This is a genomic window from Agrobacterium leguminum (assembly GCF_005144435.2).
GTDB lineage: Bacteria > Pseudomonadota > Alphaproteobacteria > Rhizobiales > Rhizobiaceae > Agrobacterium > Agrobacterium leguminum.
Genome location: NZ_CP120211.1, coordinates 769823 through 787137, shown reverse-complemented (window position 1 = coordinate 787137; position 17315 = coordinate 769823). Strand labels below are relative to the sequence as shown.

The 17315-nt window shown below is 60.5% G+C and carries 17 protein-coding genes; 6 read left to right on the top strand and 11 right to left on the bottom strand.

Annotation, left to right across the window (positions count from 1 at the left end):
* Nucleotides 1-107: 107 nt before the first annotated feature.
* The 4 genes from fabF to fabD all read right to left on the bottom strand — a co-directional run bounded on the left by fabF (nucleotide 108) and on the right by fabD (nucleotide 3971).
* On the bottom strand, nucleotides 108-1370 hold the full coding sequence (fabF, locus tag CFBP4996_RS03875; protein WP_035261994.1) for a beta-ketoacyl-ACP synthase II: 1263 nt from the start codon (nucleotides 1368-1370) through the stop codon (nucleotides 108-110).
* 248 nt (nucleotides 1371-1618) lie between these two features.
* A complete protein-coding gene (locus CFBP4996_RS03870) occupies nucleotides 1619-1855 on the bottom strand; it encodes an acyl carrier protein (RefSeq protein ID WP_003502080.1) in 237 nt (78 codons plus the stop codon).
* Nucleotides 1856-2205: 350 nt separating this feature from the next.
* Nucleotides 2206-2943, bottom strand: coding sequence for a 3-oxoacyl-[acyl-carrier-protein] reductase (gene fabG, locus CFBP4996_RS03865; protein ID WP_003520726.1), 738 nt, complete (start codon nucleotides 2941-2943; stop codon nucleotides 2206-2208).
* 83 nt (nucleotides 2944-3026) lie between these two features.
* Nucleotides 3027-3971: an ACP S-malonyltransferase gene (fabD, locus tag CFBP4996_RS03860; protein ID WP_121490275.1), complete on the bottom strand. Its 945-nt coding sequence runs from the start codon at nucleotides 3969-3971 to the stop codon at nucleotides 3027-3029.
* Between the two features lie 224 nt (nucleotides 3972-4195).
* Here fabD and CFBP4996_RS03855 point away from each other — a divergent pair, with 224 nt between their 5' ends.
* The 5 genes from CFBP4996_RS03855 (at nucleotide 4196) to rplI (ending at nucleotide 8010) form a co-directional block, all read left to right on the top strand.
* Nucleotides 4196-5239 (top strand): aldo/keto reductase, encoded by a 1044-nt coding sequence (locus tag CFBP4996_RS03855; protein ID WP_080852339.1) that lies wholly within the window; start codon nucleotides 4196-4198, stop codon nucleotides 5237-5239.
* 292 nt (nucleotides 5240-5531) lie between these two features.
* Nucleotides 5532-5993 carry a 30S ribosomal protein S6 gene (gene rpsF / locus CFBP4996_RS03850; RefSeq protein WP_003520723.1) on the top strand — a complete coding sequence of 154 codons (462 nt, stop codon included), beginning with the start codon at nucleotides 5532-5534 and terminating at the stop codon, nucleotides 5991-5993.
* A gap of 16 nt (nucleotides 5994-6009) precedes the next feature.
* Nucleotides 6010-6258 (top strand): 30S ribosomal protein S18, encoded by a 249-nt coding sequence (gene rpsR / locus CFBP4996_RS03845; protein WP_003502063.1) that lies wholly within the window; start codon nucleotides 6010-6012, stop codon nucleotides 6256-6258.
* Between the two features lie 187 nt (nucleotides 6259-6445).
* A complete protein-coding gene (locus tag CFBP4996_RS03840; RefSeq protein ID WP_080852341.1) occupies nucleotides 6446-7420 on the top strand; it encodes a DUF2232 domain-containing protein in 975 nt (324 codons plus the stop codon).
* A gap of 14 nt (nucleotides 7421-7434) precedes the next feature.
* Nucleotides 7435-8010 carry a 50S ribosomal protein L9 gene (gene rplI, locus CFBP4996_RS03835; protein ID WP_035261991.1) on the top strand — a complete coding sequence of 192 codons (576 nt, stop codon included), beginning with the start codon at nucleotides 7435-7437 and terminating at the stop codon, nucleotides 8008-8010.
* A gap of 259 nt (nucleotides 8011-8269) precedes the next feature.
* On the opposite strand, the gene CFBP4996_RS03830 is transcribed toward rplI, so the two are convergent.
* The 3 genes from CFBP4996_RS03830 to CFBP4996_RS03820 are packed head-to-tail and all read right to left on the bottom strand — an operon-like array spanning nucleotide 8270 to nucleotide 11554.
* Nucleotides 8270-9337, bottom strand: coding sequence for an HlyD family secretion protein (locus CFBP4996_RS03830; RefSeq protein ID WP_059753145.1), 1068 nt, complete (start codon nucleotides 9335-9337; stop codon nucleotides 8270-8272).
* A gap of 19 nt (nucleotides 9338-9356) precedes the next feature.
* Nucleotides 9357-11102: an MFS transporter gene (locus CFBP4996_RS03825; RefSeq protein ID WP_162935890.1), complete on the bottom strand. Its 1746-nt coding sequence runs from the start codon at nucleotides 11100-11102 to the stop codon at nucleotides 9357-9359.
* Nucleotides 11099-11554, bottom strand: coding sequence for a MarR family winged helix-turn-helix transcriptional regulator (locus tag CFBP4996_RS03820; RefSeq protein ID WP_080852347.1), 456 nt, complete (start codon nucleotides 11552-11554; stop codon nucleotides 11099-11101). The genes CFBP4996_RS03825 and CFBP4996_RS03820 overlap by 4 nt, the downstream gene beginning before the upstream one ends.
* Before the next feature lie 312 nt (nucleotides 11555-11866).
* Between CFBP4996_RS03820 and CFBP4996_RS03815 the strand changes: the two genes are divergently transcribed.
* Nucleotides 11867-13363, top strand: a complete 1497-nt coding sequence (locus tag CFBP4996_RS03815; protein ID WP_003520716.1) for a replicative DNA helicase — start codon at nucleotides 11867-11869, stop codon at nucleotides 13361-13363.
* Between the two features lie 67 nt (nucleotides 13364-13430).
* On the opposite strand, the gene CFBP4996_RS03810 is transcribed toward CFBP4996_RS03815, so the two are convergent.
* The 4 genes from CFBP4996_RS03810 to CFBP4996_RS03795 all read right to left on the bottom strand — a co-directional run bounded on the left by CFBP4996_RS03810 (nucleotide 13431) and on the right by CFBP4996_RS03795 (nucleotide 17313).
* Complete coding sequence (locus CFBP4996_RS03810; protein ID WP_080852349.1) at nucleotides 13431-15125, bottom strand: ABC transporter ATP-binding protein; 1695 nt, start codon at nucleotides 15123-15125, stop codon at nucleotides 13431-13433.
* Between the two features lie 188 nt (nucleotides 15126-15313).
* Entirely contained in the window at nucleotides 15314-15616 is a 303-nt protein-coding gene (locus CFBP4996_RS03805; RefSeq protein ID WP_080852351.1) for an AzlD family protein, read from the bottom strand.
* On the bottom strand, nucleotides 15613-16317 hold the full coding sequence (locus CFBP4996_RS03800) for an AzlC family ABC transporter permease (protein ID WP_080852353.1): 705 nt from the start codon (nucleotides 16315-16317) through the stop codon (nucleotides 15613-15615). The genes CFBP4996_RS03805 and CFBP4996_RS03800 overlap by 4 nt, the downstream gene beginning before the upstream one ends.
* Nucleotides 16318-16455: 138 nt before the next feature.
* A complete protein-coding gene (locus CFBP4996_RS03795) occupies nucleotides 16456-17313 on the bottom strand; it encodes an AraC family transcriptional regulator (protein WP_162935891.1) in 858 nt (285 codons plus the stop codon).
* Nucleotides 17314-17315: the final 2 nt, after the last annotated feature.

Sequence of the window (17315 nt, the reverse complement as noted above, 5' to 3'; positions counted from 1 at the left end):
AAAACCGGAATGGCTTTCGCAAGCCGCAATGCGCTCTTCAAAGGAAAGAACGTCCTTTGTCAGCACCCGGTGGGAGGGCGCCAGCGGCGGCAGAGCCGCCGCCGCAATTATGCTTCGTAACGACGCAGCACGAGGGAGGCGTTGGTGCCGCCGAAGCCGAAGGAGTTCGAGAGCGCCACATCGACCTTCCGCTTGCGCGCCTTGTGCGGCACGAGATCGATCTTCGTCTCCACATCGGGATTGTCGAGGTTCAGCGTCGGCGGAACGATGTTGTCGCGGATCGCAAGCGTCGCGAAGATCGCCTCGATAGCGCCCGCCGCACCCAGAAGATGGCCGGTGGCCGACTTGGTGGAGGACATGGAAATCTTCGAGGCCGATTCGCCGACAAGCCGCTCGACCGCGCCAAGCTCGATCGTATCGGCCATGGTCGAGGTGCCATGGGCGTTGATGTAGTCGATATCGTCAGGCGTGAGACCTGCACGCTTCAGCGCCATCGACATGCAGCGATAGGCGCCTTCACCATCCTCGGACGGTGCGGTGATGTGATAGGCATCGCCCGAAAGGCCGTAACCGACGACTTCCGCATAAATCTTCGCGCCGCGCGCCTTGGCATGTTCTAGCTCTTCCAGAACGACGATGCCCGCACCTTCACCCATGACGAAACCGTCGCGGTCACGGTCATAGGGGCGCGAGGCCTTTTCCGGATTGTCGTTATGCTGGGTGGAGAGCGCCTTGCAGGCGGCGAAGCCGGCAAGCGCGATGCGGCAGACCGGCGATTCGGCGCCACCGGCGACCATGACGTCGGCATCGCCAAGCGCGATCAGACGGGCGGCGTCGCCAATGGCGTGCGCGCCGGTCGAGCAGGCCGTCACCACGGCATGGTTCGGTCCGCGCAGCTTGTGGCGGATGGAAACCTGGCCGGATACGAGGTTGATCAGGCGGCCGGGAATGAAGAATGGCGAAATGCGCCGCGGGCCCTTGTCGCGCAGCGTATAGCCCGCCTCGACAATGCCCTCCAGGCCGCCGATGCCGGAGCCGATCAGAACGCCGGTGGCGATCTGGTCCTCGTCCGTTTCCGGATGCCAGTCCGCGTCGGCAAGCGCCATGTCGGCGGCAGCCATGCCGTACAGGATGAAAGGATCGATCTTGCGCTGTTCTTTGGGTTCCATCCAGTCATCGGCATTGAAGGTGCCGTTGGAACCATCGCCCACGGGAATACGGCAGGCGATCTTTGCCGGAAGGTCTTCGACTTCGAATTCAGTCACGAGACGGGCGCCGTTCTGGCCGGCCAGCAGCCGCTCCCAGGTCACTTCCGTCCCACATCCAAGAGGAGATACCATGCCGGTACCGGTGATAACGACACGCCTCATCGCCAATGCTCCGCCCTTATCCAAATCATCGGTCTTCATGCAACGCCGAACATCGGGAGATGTTCATCGGATGCTGCAGTATTTCAAATCTCAGCATGACGGTTGTGGGCGCCGTTTCCGGCCCGTGACCCCATGCATTGCCCGGAACACGCACCGTCAGGGGCATGTTACCGTCTGCCTATAAAACATTGGCCCGGACGAGCCGGGCCAAGGACGGGAGGATATTGCACCTCCCCCATCAAGGTCGATCAGGCCTGGGCCTTCTCGATGAACTTTACGGCGTCGCCGACGGTCAGGATCGAGTCAGCTGCGTCGTCGGGGATTTCAACGCCGAATTCTTCTTCGAAAGCCATGACCAGTTCAACGGTGTCGAGCGAATCAGCGCCCAGATCGTCAATGAAGCTGGCGCCTTCAACAACCTTGTCGGCGTCAACGCCAAGATGATCAATTACAATTTTCTTTACGCGTTCTGCGATATCGCTCATGTCGGTTTCCTCGACCTTTATTTTGAAGGGAATGCCTTGCGGCACCCTGCCCTGTTAGAAGCCCTCATGCGCCGTTCAAATCCGGCACTGCTGGCAAACCCGTTCAACCCGGTCCAAGCTAGACATCGTCACGCAAAATCGCAACGGCTTCCTGTCTCTCCGGGACGACTGTTCACAGTCTTGGCCCGCTTAACATGGTTTCAATCGGTCGAAAAGCCTGAAAACGCGCTAAGCACAGCGTATGACAGGCAATTTCGCCGAAAACCAGCCGGCGGGGCCTTGCGGCGCCAGCTACCCAAGAAGGTGCTTAAACAGCGCCGCAATCCTTTTCATGACGGTCACAAGTGCCGTCAGATCATCGCCATGCCGCCGTTGACGTGCAGGGTCTGGCCGGTCATGTAGCCCGCCTCGTTGGAGGCGAGGTAAAGAACGGCCGAGGCGACCTCAGCACCGGTTCCCATGCGCTTCATGGGAATGGCGCCCATGATGGCGTCTTTCTGCTTGTCGTTCAGCTTGCCGGTCATGGCGCTTTCGATGAAGCCCGGCGCCACGCAGTTGACGGTAACGTTGCGGGTGGCGATTTCCTGGGCCAGCGACTTCGAAAAACCGATCATGCCGGCCTTGGAGGCGCAGTAGTTGGCCTGGCCGGGATTGCCGGTAACGCCGACGATGGAGGTGATGTTGATGATGCGGCCGAAACGGCGGCGCATCATCGGATGCGTCAACTCGCGCGTCAGGCGGAACATCGCCGTCAGGTTTACTTCGATGACGTTATCCCAGTCCTCGTCGCTCATGCGCACGAAGAGGCCGTCCTTGGTGATACCGGCATTGTTGACGAGGATATCGACGCCTTCCAGTTCGGCTTCGGCCTTTTCACCGAGCGCCTTCACCTCGGCGCGGTCGGCAAGGTTCGCCGGGAAAATCTTGACGCGCTCGCCAAGTTCCGCCGCCAGCGCTTCGAGCTTTTCAACGCGGGTGCCGTGCAGGCCAACGGTTGCGCCCTGGCTGTGCAGAAGGCGGGCGATTTCTTCGCCGATGCCGCCGGTCGCGCCGGTTACGAGAGCCTTGCGGCCTGTCAGATCAAACATGTCCTATTCCTTCTTTAGAGCTTCGGACTGAAAATGTTCAGCGCAGTTGCGCCCGATGAATGCGGCAGCCGGAGTATCCCGTCTCAGCCGATGAGGGTGGCAAGAAGCTGGTCGATATCGGCAGCACCGTTGACGGCAACGCCGTTCACCGTCTTGTCGATGCGGCGGGCAAGGCCCGTCAGCACCTTGCCGGAGCCGATCTCGTAAAGCTGCGTGACATTGTTGGCGGCGAACCATTCCACCGTCTCGCGCCAGCGCACCTGACCCGTCACCTGCTCGACCAGCAGGGCGGCGATCTCATTGGCATCGGAAACGGGTGCGGCGCGCACATTGGCGATAACCGGCACGACCGGGTTGTGCTTTTCAACGGCCGCCAGCGCCTCGCGCATGGCTTCCGCCGCCGGCGCCATCAGCGCGGAGTGGAAGGGTGCGGAAACCGGCAGCATGATGGCGCGCTTGGCGCCCTTTTCGGAAGCGATCGCCGCAGCCTTCTCGACGGCGGCCTTGCCGCCGGAAATGACGAGCTGACCGCCGCCATTGTCGTTGGCGATCTGGCAGACGCCGAGAATGGCCGCCTCTTCGCAGATTGCCGAAACGGCGTCATGCTCAAGCCCGATGATCGCCGCCATGGCGCCCTCGCCCACCGGCACGGCGGCCTGCATGGCGTTGCCGCGGATGCGCAGAAGACGGGCGGTATCGGCAACCGAGAAGGTGCCGGCGGCACAGAGCGCCGAATATTCGCCGAGCGAGTGGCCCGCGACATAAGAAACCGTATCGGACAGTTTGAAACCGCGCGCTTCGAGAACCCGCATGACCGCCATGGACACCACCATAAGCGCCGGCTGGGCGTTGGCGGTCAGCGTCAGCGTCTCTTCCGGGCCGTTCCACATGATATCGGAAAGCTTCTGGTCGAGCGCCTCGTCGACTTCCTGAAACACGGCGCGCGCTTCCGGATAGGTATCCGCCAGCTCCTTGCCCATGCCGACGGCCTGGCTTCCCTGTCCGGGAAATGTGAATGCAATACCCATGGGATGTCGTCCTTCTTGTCTGGCCTTGCCTTTATTCTTTCGGACTTCCATTCACATTCCCGCCAGCGAAGTCAAGGCTTGAAGCCCCATGGCAGGCCCTTGTCAGGGGTTTTGCCGTCCTGTTTTCCCCTTTCTTTTCATCATATTTTTTCTTGCACTGCGGCAATTCCCCATTACTTTCACACCACCTTCCAAACTATCTGGCCAAGCACCGGGACATTTCCATGAAACAGAGACTATTGGGCCGCACGGATATTTCCGTGTCTGAAATCTGCCTCGGCACGATGACGTGGGGCACGCAGAACACCGAAGCCGACGCGCATGCGCAGATGGATTACGCCGTCGAAAACGGCGTCAATTTCTTCGATACGGCAGAACTCTACCCCACCACCCCCGTTTCCGCCGAGACCCAGGGCCGAACGGAAGATTATATCGGCACATGGTTCGAAAAGACCGGCAAGCGCGATCAGGTCGTGCTCGCCACCAAGGTCGCCGGTTCGGGACGCGATTATATTCGCGGCGGCCGCGATATCGACGCCGCCGCCATCCGCGAGGCGGTGGATACCAGCCTCAAGCGCCTGAAGACGGACTACATCGACCTCTACCAGATTCACTGGCCGAACCGCGGCACCTATCATTTCCGCGGCGTCTGGAGCTTCGACGCCTCCGGTCAGGAAAAGCAGCGCACGCTCGCCGAAATCACCGAAAAGCTCGAAACGCTCGGCGAACTGGTGAAGGCCGGCAAGATTCGCGCCATCGGCCTTTCCAACGAGAGCGCCTGGGGCACGCAGAAATATATCGACATCGCCAAGGCCAACGGCCTGCCGCGCGTCGCCACCATCCAGAACGAATATAACCTGCTCTATCGCAGCTTCGATCTCGACATGGCGGAAGTCGCCCATCACGAGGATGTCGGCCTGCTCGCCTATTCGCCGCTGGCGGCGGGTCTTCTGACCGGCAAATACCAGAACGGCGCGCGCCCGGCGGGATCGCGCGGCACCATCAACAGAGACCTCGGCGGCCGCCTGCAGCCGCTTCAGGAAGCGCCGGTCAAGGCCTATCTGGAGCTTGCCGCACAGCATGGAATCGATCCGGCAAAGCTCGCCATCGCCTTCTGCCTCACGCGCCCCTTCATGGCCTCGGCCATCATCGGCGCGACGACGATGGAACAGTTGAAGGTGGATATTGCGGCTGCGGATGTGACGTTGTCGGAAGAGGTACTAAAAGGGATTGCGGCGATCCATCGCCAATATCCGATGGCGATCTGACGGCTCTACGGCGCGCTTTTTCACCGCTTGCCCTTGCATTCCGGGCAAAATTGCGTATAAGCGCGCTGTTCACAACACCCGGTTCAATTGGCTGGTGGCTGAACGGAGGGCTGGTTCCGGTAACGGAACAGCAGGAACCATAAGGTTTTTCCGGCCTCCCGTGTCTCCGCTCTCGACCGTCTCGAACAACGCTTTTCTTGCTTCAAGGCCTTACCGCCTTACCCAAGAGCAGTCGTTGAGGCTTAGCGCCGTTGCCGGGTGAAGGACGAAACGCAAGAAAGGCAAAGCTTAAATGGCTCTTTACGAACACATCTTCCTTGCCCGGCAGGATATTTCTGCCCAGCAGGTCGACGCACTTGTCGAGCAGTACAAGGGCGTTATCGAATCGTTCGGCGGCAAAGTCGGACGCATCGAGAACTGGGGTCTGAAGTCCCTCACCTACCGCATCAAGAAGAACCGCAAGGCTCACTACGCTCTCATGGACATCGACGCTCCGGCGGCCGCCATCCATGAAGTCGAGCGCCAGATGCGCATCAACGAAGACGTTCTTCGCTACATGACCATCGCCGTCGAAGCCCACGAAGAAGGCCCGTCCGCGATGATGCAGAAGCGCGACCGTGACGACCGTCCGCGCCGCGATGGCGACCGTCCGGACCGTGGCCCGCGTGAAGATCGTGGCCCCCGCGCACCGCGCGAAGGTGGCTTCGGCGACCGCGAAGACCGTCCGCGCCGTCCGCGCGAAGACCGTGCATAAGAAGGAGTTTTGACCAATGGCTGACGCATCCTCTTCCCAGGCACGCCGCCCGTTCCACCGCCGTCGCAAGACGTGCCCCTTCTCCGGCGCAAACGCTCCGAAGATCGACTACAAGGACGTTCGTCTCCTGCAGCGCTACATTTCCGAGCGCGGCAAGATCGTTCCGTCCCGCATCACGGCCGTTTCCCAGAAGAAGCAGCGCGAACTCGCCCAGGCGATCAAGCGCGCCCGTTTCCTCGGCCTGCTGCCTTACGTCGTAGCGTAATGAATTGAAGCGAGGCCGCGTTTCGGCGCGGCCTCGTTTGTCCTCGAAGCAGCTGACTCTTAATCAGCGGGTCGAGAAATACTCATCCTTCCGCGTTGGGCGCGGATCGATACTCTAAAAACCCATGTTGGGGATGAGGCTCTCAGGAGCGATCCTCTAACTGCTTTCGTTTCAGCAGGACAGCGAAGTGCAAAAGTTGAACCAGACAGTGCTGATCACCGGCGTTCTCGCCGGCATATGCGCCGCGTTTTTGACGCTTGGCGCAACGGCACAGTCGTCCTTTTCCTTCCTGCTCTATGCCGGTTCCGCCATGCCGATCCTGATCGCAGGCATGGGCTGGGGCAATCGCGCTGCCATCGTCGCGATCATCACCACGGCCATCATCGGCGCTCTCGTCATGTCGCCGCTGTTTGCGCTGACCATCGCGATCTTCACGCTGATCCCGGCGGGTTGGCTTTCGCATCTCGCCAATCTGGCGCGCCCGGCTTCCGAACTCGGCGGCCCGGACGATCTTCTCGCCTGGTATCCGCTCTCCGGCATCGTCCTGCACCTGTGCATTCTGGTCTCCATCGCCGTCGTCATTCTCGGCTGGATGATCGGTTACGGTCCCGATCTGGTCGCCCGCATGGTCGATATCATGATGACCTCGGTGCAGAACCGTGAGCCGCTGTTCGAACCCAATGCAGAGGCGCTCGCCCAGACGAAATCGCTGCTGGTGCTGATGCTGCCGATCGTGCAGGGCGGCCTGTGGGTCATCCTTCTGTTTGCGGCCTATTATTTCGCAACGCGGCTGGTCGGCTCCTTCGGCAAGGGCCTTCGCCCGCGCGAGGACATCGCCTCCGCGCTGCGCATGCACCGCAACGCCATCTTCATTTTTCTGGCCGGCATTGTCGCCATGTTCCTCGGCGGCGTCGCAGCCATGGTCGGCGCAGTCATCTGCGGCACCTTCGGCGCGGGCTTCCTGATGGCGGGTTACGCCTCGCTGCACAAACGAGCGCGTGGAAAGGACTGGCGGCTGCCGGTTCTCATCCTCGCCTATCTCTCGGCGGTCTTTGTCTTTCCGCTGTTCATCATTCTCGTGTTCGGCCTGAGCGACGTGCGCAGCACGATCTCTCTTACTCCGACGCGGAAAACCGACAATACGAACGAAACCAAACCATAGAAAGGATCAAGAAGATGGACGTCATTCTTCTCGAACGCATCAACAAGCTCGGCCAGATGGGCGAAACCGTAAAGGTTCGCGATGGCTACGCCCGTAACTTCCTGCTGCCGCAGGGCAAGGCGCTGCGCGCCAACGCTGCCAACAAGGCACGTTTCGAAACCGAGCGCGCAACGCTCGAAGCCCGTAACCTCGAGCGCAAGTCGGAAGCCCAGAAGGTTGCCGAGGCTCTGGAAGGCAAGTCCTTCATCGTCGTCCGTTCGGCTGGCGAAACCGGCCAGCTCTACGGCTCTGTCGCCGCTCGCGACGTCGTTGAAATCCTGGCTGCCGAAGGCTTCAACATCGGCCGTAACCAGGTTGAACTGAACACGCCGATCAAGACCATCGGCCTGCACAACGTTACCCTTCACCTGCATGCCGAAGTCGAGCTGCAGGTCGAGCTGAACGTTGCCCGTTCGGCTGAAGAAGCTGAGCGTCAGGCCAAGGGCGAAAGCCTCACCTCCGCTGACGCCATCTACGGCGTTGACGAAGACGCGCTGCGTCCGGAAGACTTCTTCGATCCGGAAGCCGATCGCGACGGCGACGACGAATAAGATTTGGCTTAACGGTCAAAAGAAAACCCCGGATGGAGACATCCGGGGTTTTTTGTTGGGTTGAATTCGCGGAGGAATACCCCCCTCTGCCCTGCCGGGCATCTCCCCCTCAAGGGGGGGAGATCGAATCGTGGCTACCGTTCGGCCATCTCAACGTTGCGATTATGGCGATGTAAGCCCGCCTTGCCGATCTCCCCCCTTGAGGGGGAGATGTCCGGCAGGACAGAGGGGGGTGCCTCTCGGCAAACTCCACGCCCGACTACTTCTCCGCCGTCTCCGCCCCCTCCGGCGCCACGCTCTTATCCACATGCACCACCACCGACATGCCGGGCGACAGATCCGCCGCCAGCGGCTGATCGGCATCGATGGCGATACGCACGCCGAGACGCTGGGCGATTTTCACGAAATTGCCCGTCGCATTATCCGGCTTGATGACGGCGAATTCCGAGCCGGTGGCGGGCGAAAACCGTTCCACATGGCCGGTAAGCTTGCGGCGATGCAGCGCATCCACGGAGATCGTCACCGGCTGGCCGACCTGCATGCCGGCAAGCTGGGTTTCCTTGAAATTGGCGATGACCCAGACATCATGCGGCACGACGGCCATCAGTTGCGTTCCGGCGGTGACATATTGGCCGGTGCGAACGCCGACTTCGCCGAGCCTGCCATCCACCGGCGCGTGGATTTCGGTATTGGCAAGGTCGATCCGGGCAAGCTCGACGGCCGCTTCAGCATTGGCGACGGCCGCCTGCAGCGAGCTGCGGTTGACGATGATGGTTTGCAGATCCTGCCGCGAAACTTCAAGCGCCGCCTTGGCCTGCGAAAGCGACGCCCGCGCCTTTTCGAGCGCGGCATGCGCCTCTTCCTGAAGGCTGGAGGTTCCCGCACCGCTCTTGATGAGGTTATCCTGACGGTCGGATGCGAGCTGCGCCTGTTTCAGCGAGGCCTGCGCGCTGTCGACGGCCGCCTGGCTGGAAAGAATATTGGCATTGGCCGCATTTTCCTGCTGGCGGGAATTATCGAGAGCCGCCTTCTGCGTATCGAGCGTTGCCTCCGCCTGTGCCTGCTTCTGGCGGTAGATGCGGTCGTCGATCTTCGCCAGCAGCGCGCCCTGCTTGACCTCCTGATAATCCTTCACCGGCACGTCCACGACATAGCCGCTCACCTGCGGGCTCATCGTCGTGACATAACCACGCACGAAGGCGTTGTCGGTCATTTCGACGGTGGAAAGGAACGGCGGCAGCCGCCAGGCGTAAAGCACCAGCGCCACACCGGCGAGACCGCCGAGCAGCACGAGAATGGAAACGGGGGTAAAAAACTTCTTCAGCATTTTGTCACTCTTGGAATGGTCAAGACTGTGGTGCCGGTGCGGCATCGATTTCTTCCCGGAAAAGGAAAGGACGGATGCGCAGCCATGCAAGGTGGATCAAAAGCGTGGCCAGCGCCAGCGCAGAGACGACGGAGATCAGCAGGAACGTATCATTATAGGCAAGCACATAGGCCTCCTTGCTGACCTGCTGGCCAAGCAGCGACAGTCCCTCGGCTTTCAGCAATGCCGGATCGGTGATGACATGGCTATAAGCGCCGGAAAGCTGCGAGACACGCTGGGCGACCATCGGATTGGTGAGCAGGATATTTTCCACCAGAATATTGGAGTGGAATTTCTCCCGCAGCGTCACGAAACTGCCGAGCAGGCCGGTCATCAGCATCGATCCGGTGATCTGGGTAAACAGGAAGATGGTGATGAAATTCACCAGATAGGGCGCACCCCGGGCCAGAGCGGCGGCAAAACCCTTGGCCATGACGGGCGGCAGGAACATGGCCGCGCCAAAGGCGATCATCATCTGGCTGAGATACATCTCACCCGGCCGTGTCAGATTGTTGGACTGGCTATCCATGAACGAACCGGCGGCGATCAGCGCCAGCGCAATCACGTGGGCGGTATCGACGTATTTCGTGAGCATCAGCCACGCACAGGCCGCACCGCCGAGAATAGTCGCCAACAGCACAAGTGCATAAAGTGTCGTCGTCTGTTCGTTCAGCAGGCCGAGTTGCTGGTAAAAGCTGACCGCCGTTGAAGATTGCTCGGAGGAAACCGCACGGTAGACGAGCAGGACCGCAATAATGTGCAGGTTGGTTTTCGAGAAAATCCAGCGCAGGTCGAGCAGCGGATTCTTGCGTGGCAATTCGATGAAAGCCATGAGGGTCAGAAGTGCGATCGACGTCGCGAGAAGGACGCCCAGCCACCAGGTTTCGAACCACCAGTAGAACCGGCCGAGCGTGAGCATGACCGCCAGACAGCCGAGACCACCTGCAAACAGAAGATAGCTCAGAATATCCATGCGCTCGATAACTTTCGCGCGCGGCGGCGGCGTGACTTTCAGCACATAGATCATGGCGAAAGCGATCAGCGCGAATCCCACTTCCATGGAATAGAGCGCATTCCAGCCGTCGATTTCCAAGAGGGATGGCGAGACGATGCGCGCGAGCGGCGCCGACAGCAGCGTACCGGTCAGCGCTATGCTGAAACCGAGCGAGAATTTCCGCGCAGGCGGAAAGGCCTCCAGAATATAGAGAAAGCCGAGCGACGAGATCGGTGCGGCGGCCATGCCACTGACAAAACGGATAACGATTGCCGAATGCAGGTCTGTCACGAACAGGTTGAGACAGGAAGCGACGACAAACACGATAATCGAAACTTCGGCAAAGGGCCGCAGGCCATATTGCGCCCGGACCTTGAACAGCGCGATGGAAAAGGTGGCATAGGGCGCCATATAGGCGGCGGAGAGCCATGCGACCTCGGCCACGGTGGCGGAAAACTCGCCCTGCAACTGGTAGATATTGGCCATGACGAGGTTCATGCCCAGACCCTGGGTAATGAAGAACGACAGGCCCGCGAAGATGAAACACAGCCGCAGCCATAGCGGCCGCTCGACCGGCTGAGGTGCGGCGGCGGCAGGCTCTGGCACGGTTTCACCCGCGCCCGAAGCACTCATCGGCGTCACAGCCTCTTCGGGAAGGTCGGCGGGTTTGGAGACCGCCTCGGCATTTCGGGCAGCAGCCTCCTCTGCGGTTTGTGGCACCGGGGTACTCACGACTGCACCCTCCCCGCCGCCAGATTTTGCAGATTGGCCGAAAGCCGGCGCATGACATCGAGCGCCATGGCCAGTTCCTGCGAAGAAATATCGGCGGCGATCTCGGAGCGCAGCGACTTCGCCATCGCCTGCACCGTCTCGGAGGTTTTCTCCCCTTCCGCCGTCATGTGGATGCGTTTGGCGCGGCGGTCGTTCTCATCGGAACGGCGTTCGATGAGGTTCTGTTTCTCCATGCCGTCGAGCACCCGCACCAGCGTCGGCGTTTCGATTTCCATTTCCTCGGCAAGCTCGGTCTGCGTCAGCGGCCCACGACGCGAGAGCGCAAAGAGCGCCCGCGCCCGTGCAAGCGTCAGCCCGCTCTCCCCCACCCGCGCATCGAAAAACGCGCGCAGTTTGCGGGTGAAAGCGGAGACTTCATCCAGAAGCTGTTCCTTGTCGGTCTCGCGGGACATATCAGCAAGCCTTATAATTAGCACACTACTTATTTTCTGCCTATTTATTCGTAAGACTGACGATTTTCAAGTTTCTTTCACGCCGGGTCTGCCATGCGATAAACTCATGGCAGCGAATCACCTTGCCGGAAGGATCCGGCGCCTTGTCCCCAACCCGCCTGTGGATTGCTGGGGACAACTGAAGAAGTGATCGAGCTTCGCAGAGCGGACGTCAGCCTGCCATAGAGTGTTGCAACATTATCATTGACTGCCATGCCCCAGAAAGCCAAACCCGAGGTTCAAGGACAAAGGCAAAGGGAGATCGCGCAAACCATGAACGACGCTGTGAGAAAGATCACCCCCGCGCAACCGGCGGAACCGCATTACCGCGAAGCGCCGAACAACATCGAGGCCGAACAGGCGCTGCTCGGCGCCATCCTCGTCAATAACGACGCCTATTACCGCGTGTCGGACTTCCTGAAGCCCGTGCATCTTTACGAACCGCTGCACCGCAAGATTTTCGAGGTGGCGGGCGACATCATCCGCATGGGCAAGACCGCTAATCCGGTGACGATCAAGACCTTCCTGCCCGCCGACGACAAGATCGGCGATCTGACGGTGGCGCAGTATCTCGCACGTCTGGCGGCGGAAGCCGTATCGATCATCAACGCGGAAGATTACGGCCGCGCGATCTACGATCTGGCGCTGCGCCGCGCGCTGATCCAGATCGGCGAGGATGTCGTCAACATCGCCTATGACGCGCCGCTCGACATGCCGCCGCAGGCGCAGATCGAAGACACCGAACGCCGCCTGTTCGAGCTGGCGGAAACCGGCCGTTACGACGGCGGTTTCCAGTCCTTCAACGATGCGGTGGCGCTGGCGATCGACATGGCGGGCGCCGCCTTCGAACGCGACGGCAATCTCTCCGGCATCTCCACCGGCATTCATTCGCTCGACGCCCGCATGGGCGGGTTGCAGCGTTCCGACCTTATCGTGCTTGCCGGTCGTCCGGGTATGGGCAAGACCTCGCTTGCGACCAACATCGCCTACAATATCGCCGCATCCTATGAGCAGGAAGTGCAGCCGGACGGGTCGTACAAGGCCAAGAACGGCGGCGTCGTCGGCTTCTACTCGCTCGAAATGTCGTCAGAACAGCTCGCCACGCGTATCATTTCCGAGCAGACCGAAGTGTCTTCCTCGAAAATCCGCCGCGGTGACATTACCGAGGCCGATTTCGAAAAGCTCGTCGCCTGCTCCCAGATGATGCAGAAGGTGCCGCTTTACATCGACCAGACCGGTGGTATCTCGATTGCCCAGCTTTCCGCCCGCGCCCGCCGCCTGAAGCGCCAGCGCGGCCTTGACGTTCTGGTGGTCGACTACGTTCAGCTGATGACCGGCTCCGGCAAGAGCGGCGAAAACCGCGTGCAGGAAATCACCCAGATCACCACGGGTCTGAAAGCGCTCGGCAAGGAACTCAACGTTCCGATCATTGCGCTGTCACAGCTCTCCCGTGCGGTGGAAAGCCGCGAAGACAAACGCCCGCAGCTTTCCGACCTTCGTGAATCCGGCTCCATCGAGCAGGACGCCGACGTGGTGCTTTTCGTGTTCCGCGAGGAATATTACGTCAAGAACATGGAGCCGCGCGATATTTCCGATCCCAAATACGCCGAATGGGAAGCGCTGTTCGACAAGGTGAAAGGCACGGCCGACGTCATCATCGCCAAGCAGCGTCACGGACCGACCGGCACGGTGAAGCTCGCCTTCCAGTCCGAATTTACCCGCTTTACGGATCTGGCCGATCCGAGCTTCAGCCAGTACGAAGAACATTGAGGCGCAGCCACTCCGGCTATCGGTAGAACCTCCGCCCCGTCCTGCTTCAGGATGGGGCAGAATCTTTTCAATGGCTTGGGACTGACACCTCAGAAGCCGATTCATCGATTGTACCGCTCGGCAATGCAATGACCTGATCGCCGGCGCGGATGCTGCTCTGGCGGTGGGTGATGGCGATGATGGTGATATCGCTGTCGACCCGTCTTAAATGGTCCATGATTTCCCGCTCCGTCTCCTCATCCAGCGCCGAGCTTGCCTCATCGAGCAGCAGAATGGACGGTTCGCCGTAAAGCGCACGGGCAATGGCAACCCGCTGGCGCTCACCGCCGGAAAGCTTCAGCCCCCTTTCCCCGACAATCGTGTCGAAACCCTCCGGCATCGCCTCTATCCTGTCGAGTATCGCCGCGCGCTCGGCCGAGCGGCGCAGTTTTTCCTCATCCAGCACCCGCCCAAGCACGACATTGCTGCGCAACGTATCGTTCAGCAATTGCACCTCCTGCGGAACGATGCCGGCAACGGCAAACCAGTCGTCGCGGCCGATTGCGGTCAGGTCGGTGCCATCGATGGTGATACGACCCGATTGCGGCGCCATGGTTTTCTGCAGAAGCCGGAAGAGTGTCGATTTGCCGGAACCGGTCTCGCCGGTAATGAAGGTCAGACGCCCCGGCGTTGCAGTGAAAGAAACGCCTTCGACGCCGCGACCGTTTTCGTAGCGAAACCCCACATCGTCGAATTCTATCGCTTTGCCCGATAGCCGCAGTGGGTTGGCATGAGTCGGTTCCTCCTCTTCCGGCGCATTCCACATGCGGGCATAGGGCGCGAAGTGAGCGAATGAACGAACCGCCTCGCTGATCGATTGCCCGATCAGTTCAAAAGGCATGTTGAGCTGAAGCAGAAGCGTGTTGAAGAGAACGATATCGCCTATCGACAGGGCTCCCGCCTCGTAACGTGGCAACAGGAGATAAAAGCCGATGACCATCTGCATGGCGAGTGCCAGCGATATAGTGAAGACGAAGCCGATCCGGCGCAGGGAATAAAGCCGCCAGTTATGATAGATCGAACCCGCATTATCCGCAAAACGACGCTTCATCCACTCCGTGCTGCCCGTGTGCCGCAAAGGCTCAATCATGCCGATGGCGTTTCCGACAAAACCGGCATTTTCCTGCCCGGCTTCGATGGCCTTTTCCAGAAAAGGCGTGGTCAGGCGGTTCGAAGCGAGCGTGAGCGCAATGAAGGCCGTGCCGTAAACGACGACGATGGCGACCAGATCCGCACTGAGGACCGTTCCCAGCAACAGGGTGCTGAACAGGAACGTGGCGATGCCCGGCACGAAATAAATAAGGCCGATCTGCATGATCGCCGAGGCGGCCGAAGCGCCCCTTGTCTGCGCAGCCTGAATTTCCGCCGGGTTGTGATCGTTGAAGAAGGACGGTTTTTTATGGACGATGCGCTCGAAAAAGCGCGTCGTCGCGACGTATTCGAGCCGCTCCGAATGGATGACCGACATATATTGCGTGGAGCGCTGAATACCCGTCGCCAGTGCCGTCAGGCCCGCATAGAGCGAAAAACCGAGCATCCATTGCAGCGGCGCATCCGGCAGATCGTCGATCAGGCGGGAAAACACGTAAGGCCCGGCGGTGGCGAGAACAGACCCGAGCAGGATCGTCAGCAGCAAAAAGGTGATGGACGGCCATGACGTCTTCAGGTCTTCGGCATAGATTCGGGAAAGCGGTCCGAATGCAACTTCGCGATTGCCTGTCATCACTCTCTCCCGCCCGGCGCTGCTTGAAAGATACGGCAGGCATTGGATAACGGCTTGGAAGCGCTTGCTCAAGTCCGGACTATCGTCCTCGGTTCACATTCAATATTCCGCATGAAACGGGCCTCAGCCCTATCCCGCCCGTTCTGTTCCCAAGGGCGGAATCTTTTCAACGGTTTGACCGGATTGTCTCACAATCCGATTCCGCGCAGCAGCGCAACGGCGGCAACACCGAGCGTTGCGGCCGGCAGAAGGCTGAGGCGTAGCGCCGCAACCGCGGTGATTGCGCAGGCGACGGTTTCCGCCGGTCCGCTGGCGAGCGCCGTCGGCGTCACCACGGCCATCAGGACGGCGGGCGGCACCACGCCGAGCGCCTTTTTCAGGCGTGGTGTCAGCGTAAAATGAGTGACCAGCAACAGGCCGCCAAGACGCGTGGCGACGGTTGCCGCCATCATGGCAAGGATTGTCAGCAGCGTATTCGGGTCGAGCGTCATGCCGGCTGCTCCGCCTGTTCCTCGTGGCCGAAGGCGGCGACGGCGAGACCCGCCAGCGCGCCGGTGGCGATATACCAGGCGCCGGGAACCAGCGCGTGGGTAAGACAGGCGGCGGCAGCACTTGCCAGAAGCACGAAGCCGGTTTCCCTGCCCTTCCAGAACCCCATGAGCAGCACGATGAAGACGGCGGGAAAGGCGAAATCCAAACCGATGACCGACATGTCCCCCACCACCGAACCGAGCAGCGCGCCGGCAAGGGTTGCAAGGTTCCAGACAAGATAGATCGAGAGCGCAGCACCGGTGAAGAAACCCGCCGTCAACCGGCCGGCAATGACACGAAATTCCGACAATGCCCAGGATTCATCCGTCAGCACCAGCATGGCGGCATATTTGCGCCAGCCCCTGAAATCATCCAGCTTGCCCGCTATGGAGGCGCTCATCAACACATGGCGCAGATTGACCAGCAGCGCCGCAAAGCCGAGTGCGCTCCAGCTTGCCGGATGCGTCCATAGATCCATCGCCACGAATTGCGAACCGCCGGCAAAGACCAGCAGCGACATCAGCGACGCCTCAAGCGGCGACAGGCCCTTGCCGATGGCGACAGCGCCGAACACCACGCCAATCGGCACCATGGCGACCAGCAATGGCGCGGCCGCCCGCAATCCGGCGCTGAATTCCGCACCTTTTCCCGATATCGACATCGCATTCTCCCTTTCGAAAGAGAGGGATTACGCTTGCGACATTCTTCGGTCTTGAACGAAAGTGACGTCAGGCGTTTTTCTGCTGAAGCGTCGCTTTTTCTTTTGTCGCATTTCCGAACGGAAATGCGGGCTTTGAACTCAGGCCAACCGGAACTGCCCCGGTGTGACACCGGTGCGGGCCTTGAAATGCCGGGTGAAATGCGCCTGGTCGGCAAAACCGCACATCGCCGCCACCTCGGCCGGCATCTCGCCGGCGCGCAGAAGCCGGCGCGCCCTGCGGATGCGCACATCCGTCAGATAGGCATGCGGGGTGATGTGAAACTCTTTCCTGAAAGCGCGAATGAGATGCGCGCGGCTGAGACCGGCAATGGAAGCCAGTTCCTCTAGGCCGATATCGGTCTCGTAATTGTCGGAAAGATAATCGCGGGCAGTATAAACCGCCGTTTTCTCGCGTGTTTCGACGGGCAGGATAATGGCGCTGCCGTGCCTGCCGAACAGGGCGGCGAGAACCGAGAACATCCCCTCATCCGCCTCCAGAGCGCCGGATTTCTCCTCCAGCCGCCGGTGCGCCATCTGGAAAGCCGCCGCCATCTGCGGATCGCGCGGCAGGAATCTCGGAAAGGAGGGCGTGCCGTGAAAGGCTCTGCCCGTCACATCCTCGATAATATCGCGCAACAAGACGATATCGGGATAGATCATCCGATAGCGATAACCGCCGCCGCCCGGTGCGCCATCGTGAACCTCATCCGGGTTGATGAGATAAAGATGCCCCGGCCCCGTCTGCTCGGTGGTGCCCTGAATGGTGGAAATCTGCGAACCGCTTTCGATCGCACCGATCGAGAAGGTATCATGCGCATGCGGCGAATATTCATGGGTCAGGAACGTCGCGCTCAGACACTCCATGTCGCCAAAACGCCTGTCACGCCAGAAACGCGTGGTTTCCGTCGTCGCAATCGGCATGACATCTATGGCCTGTTCCTGCGAAACATTGTGCATGG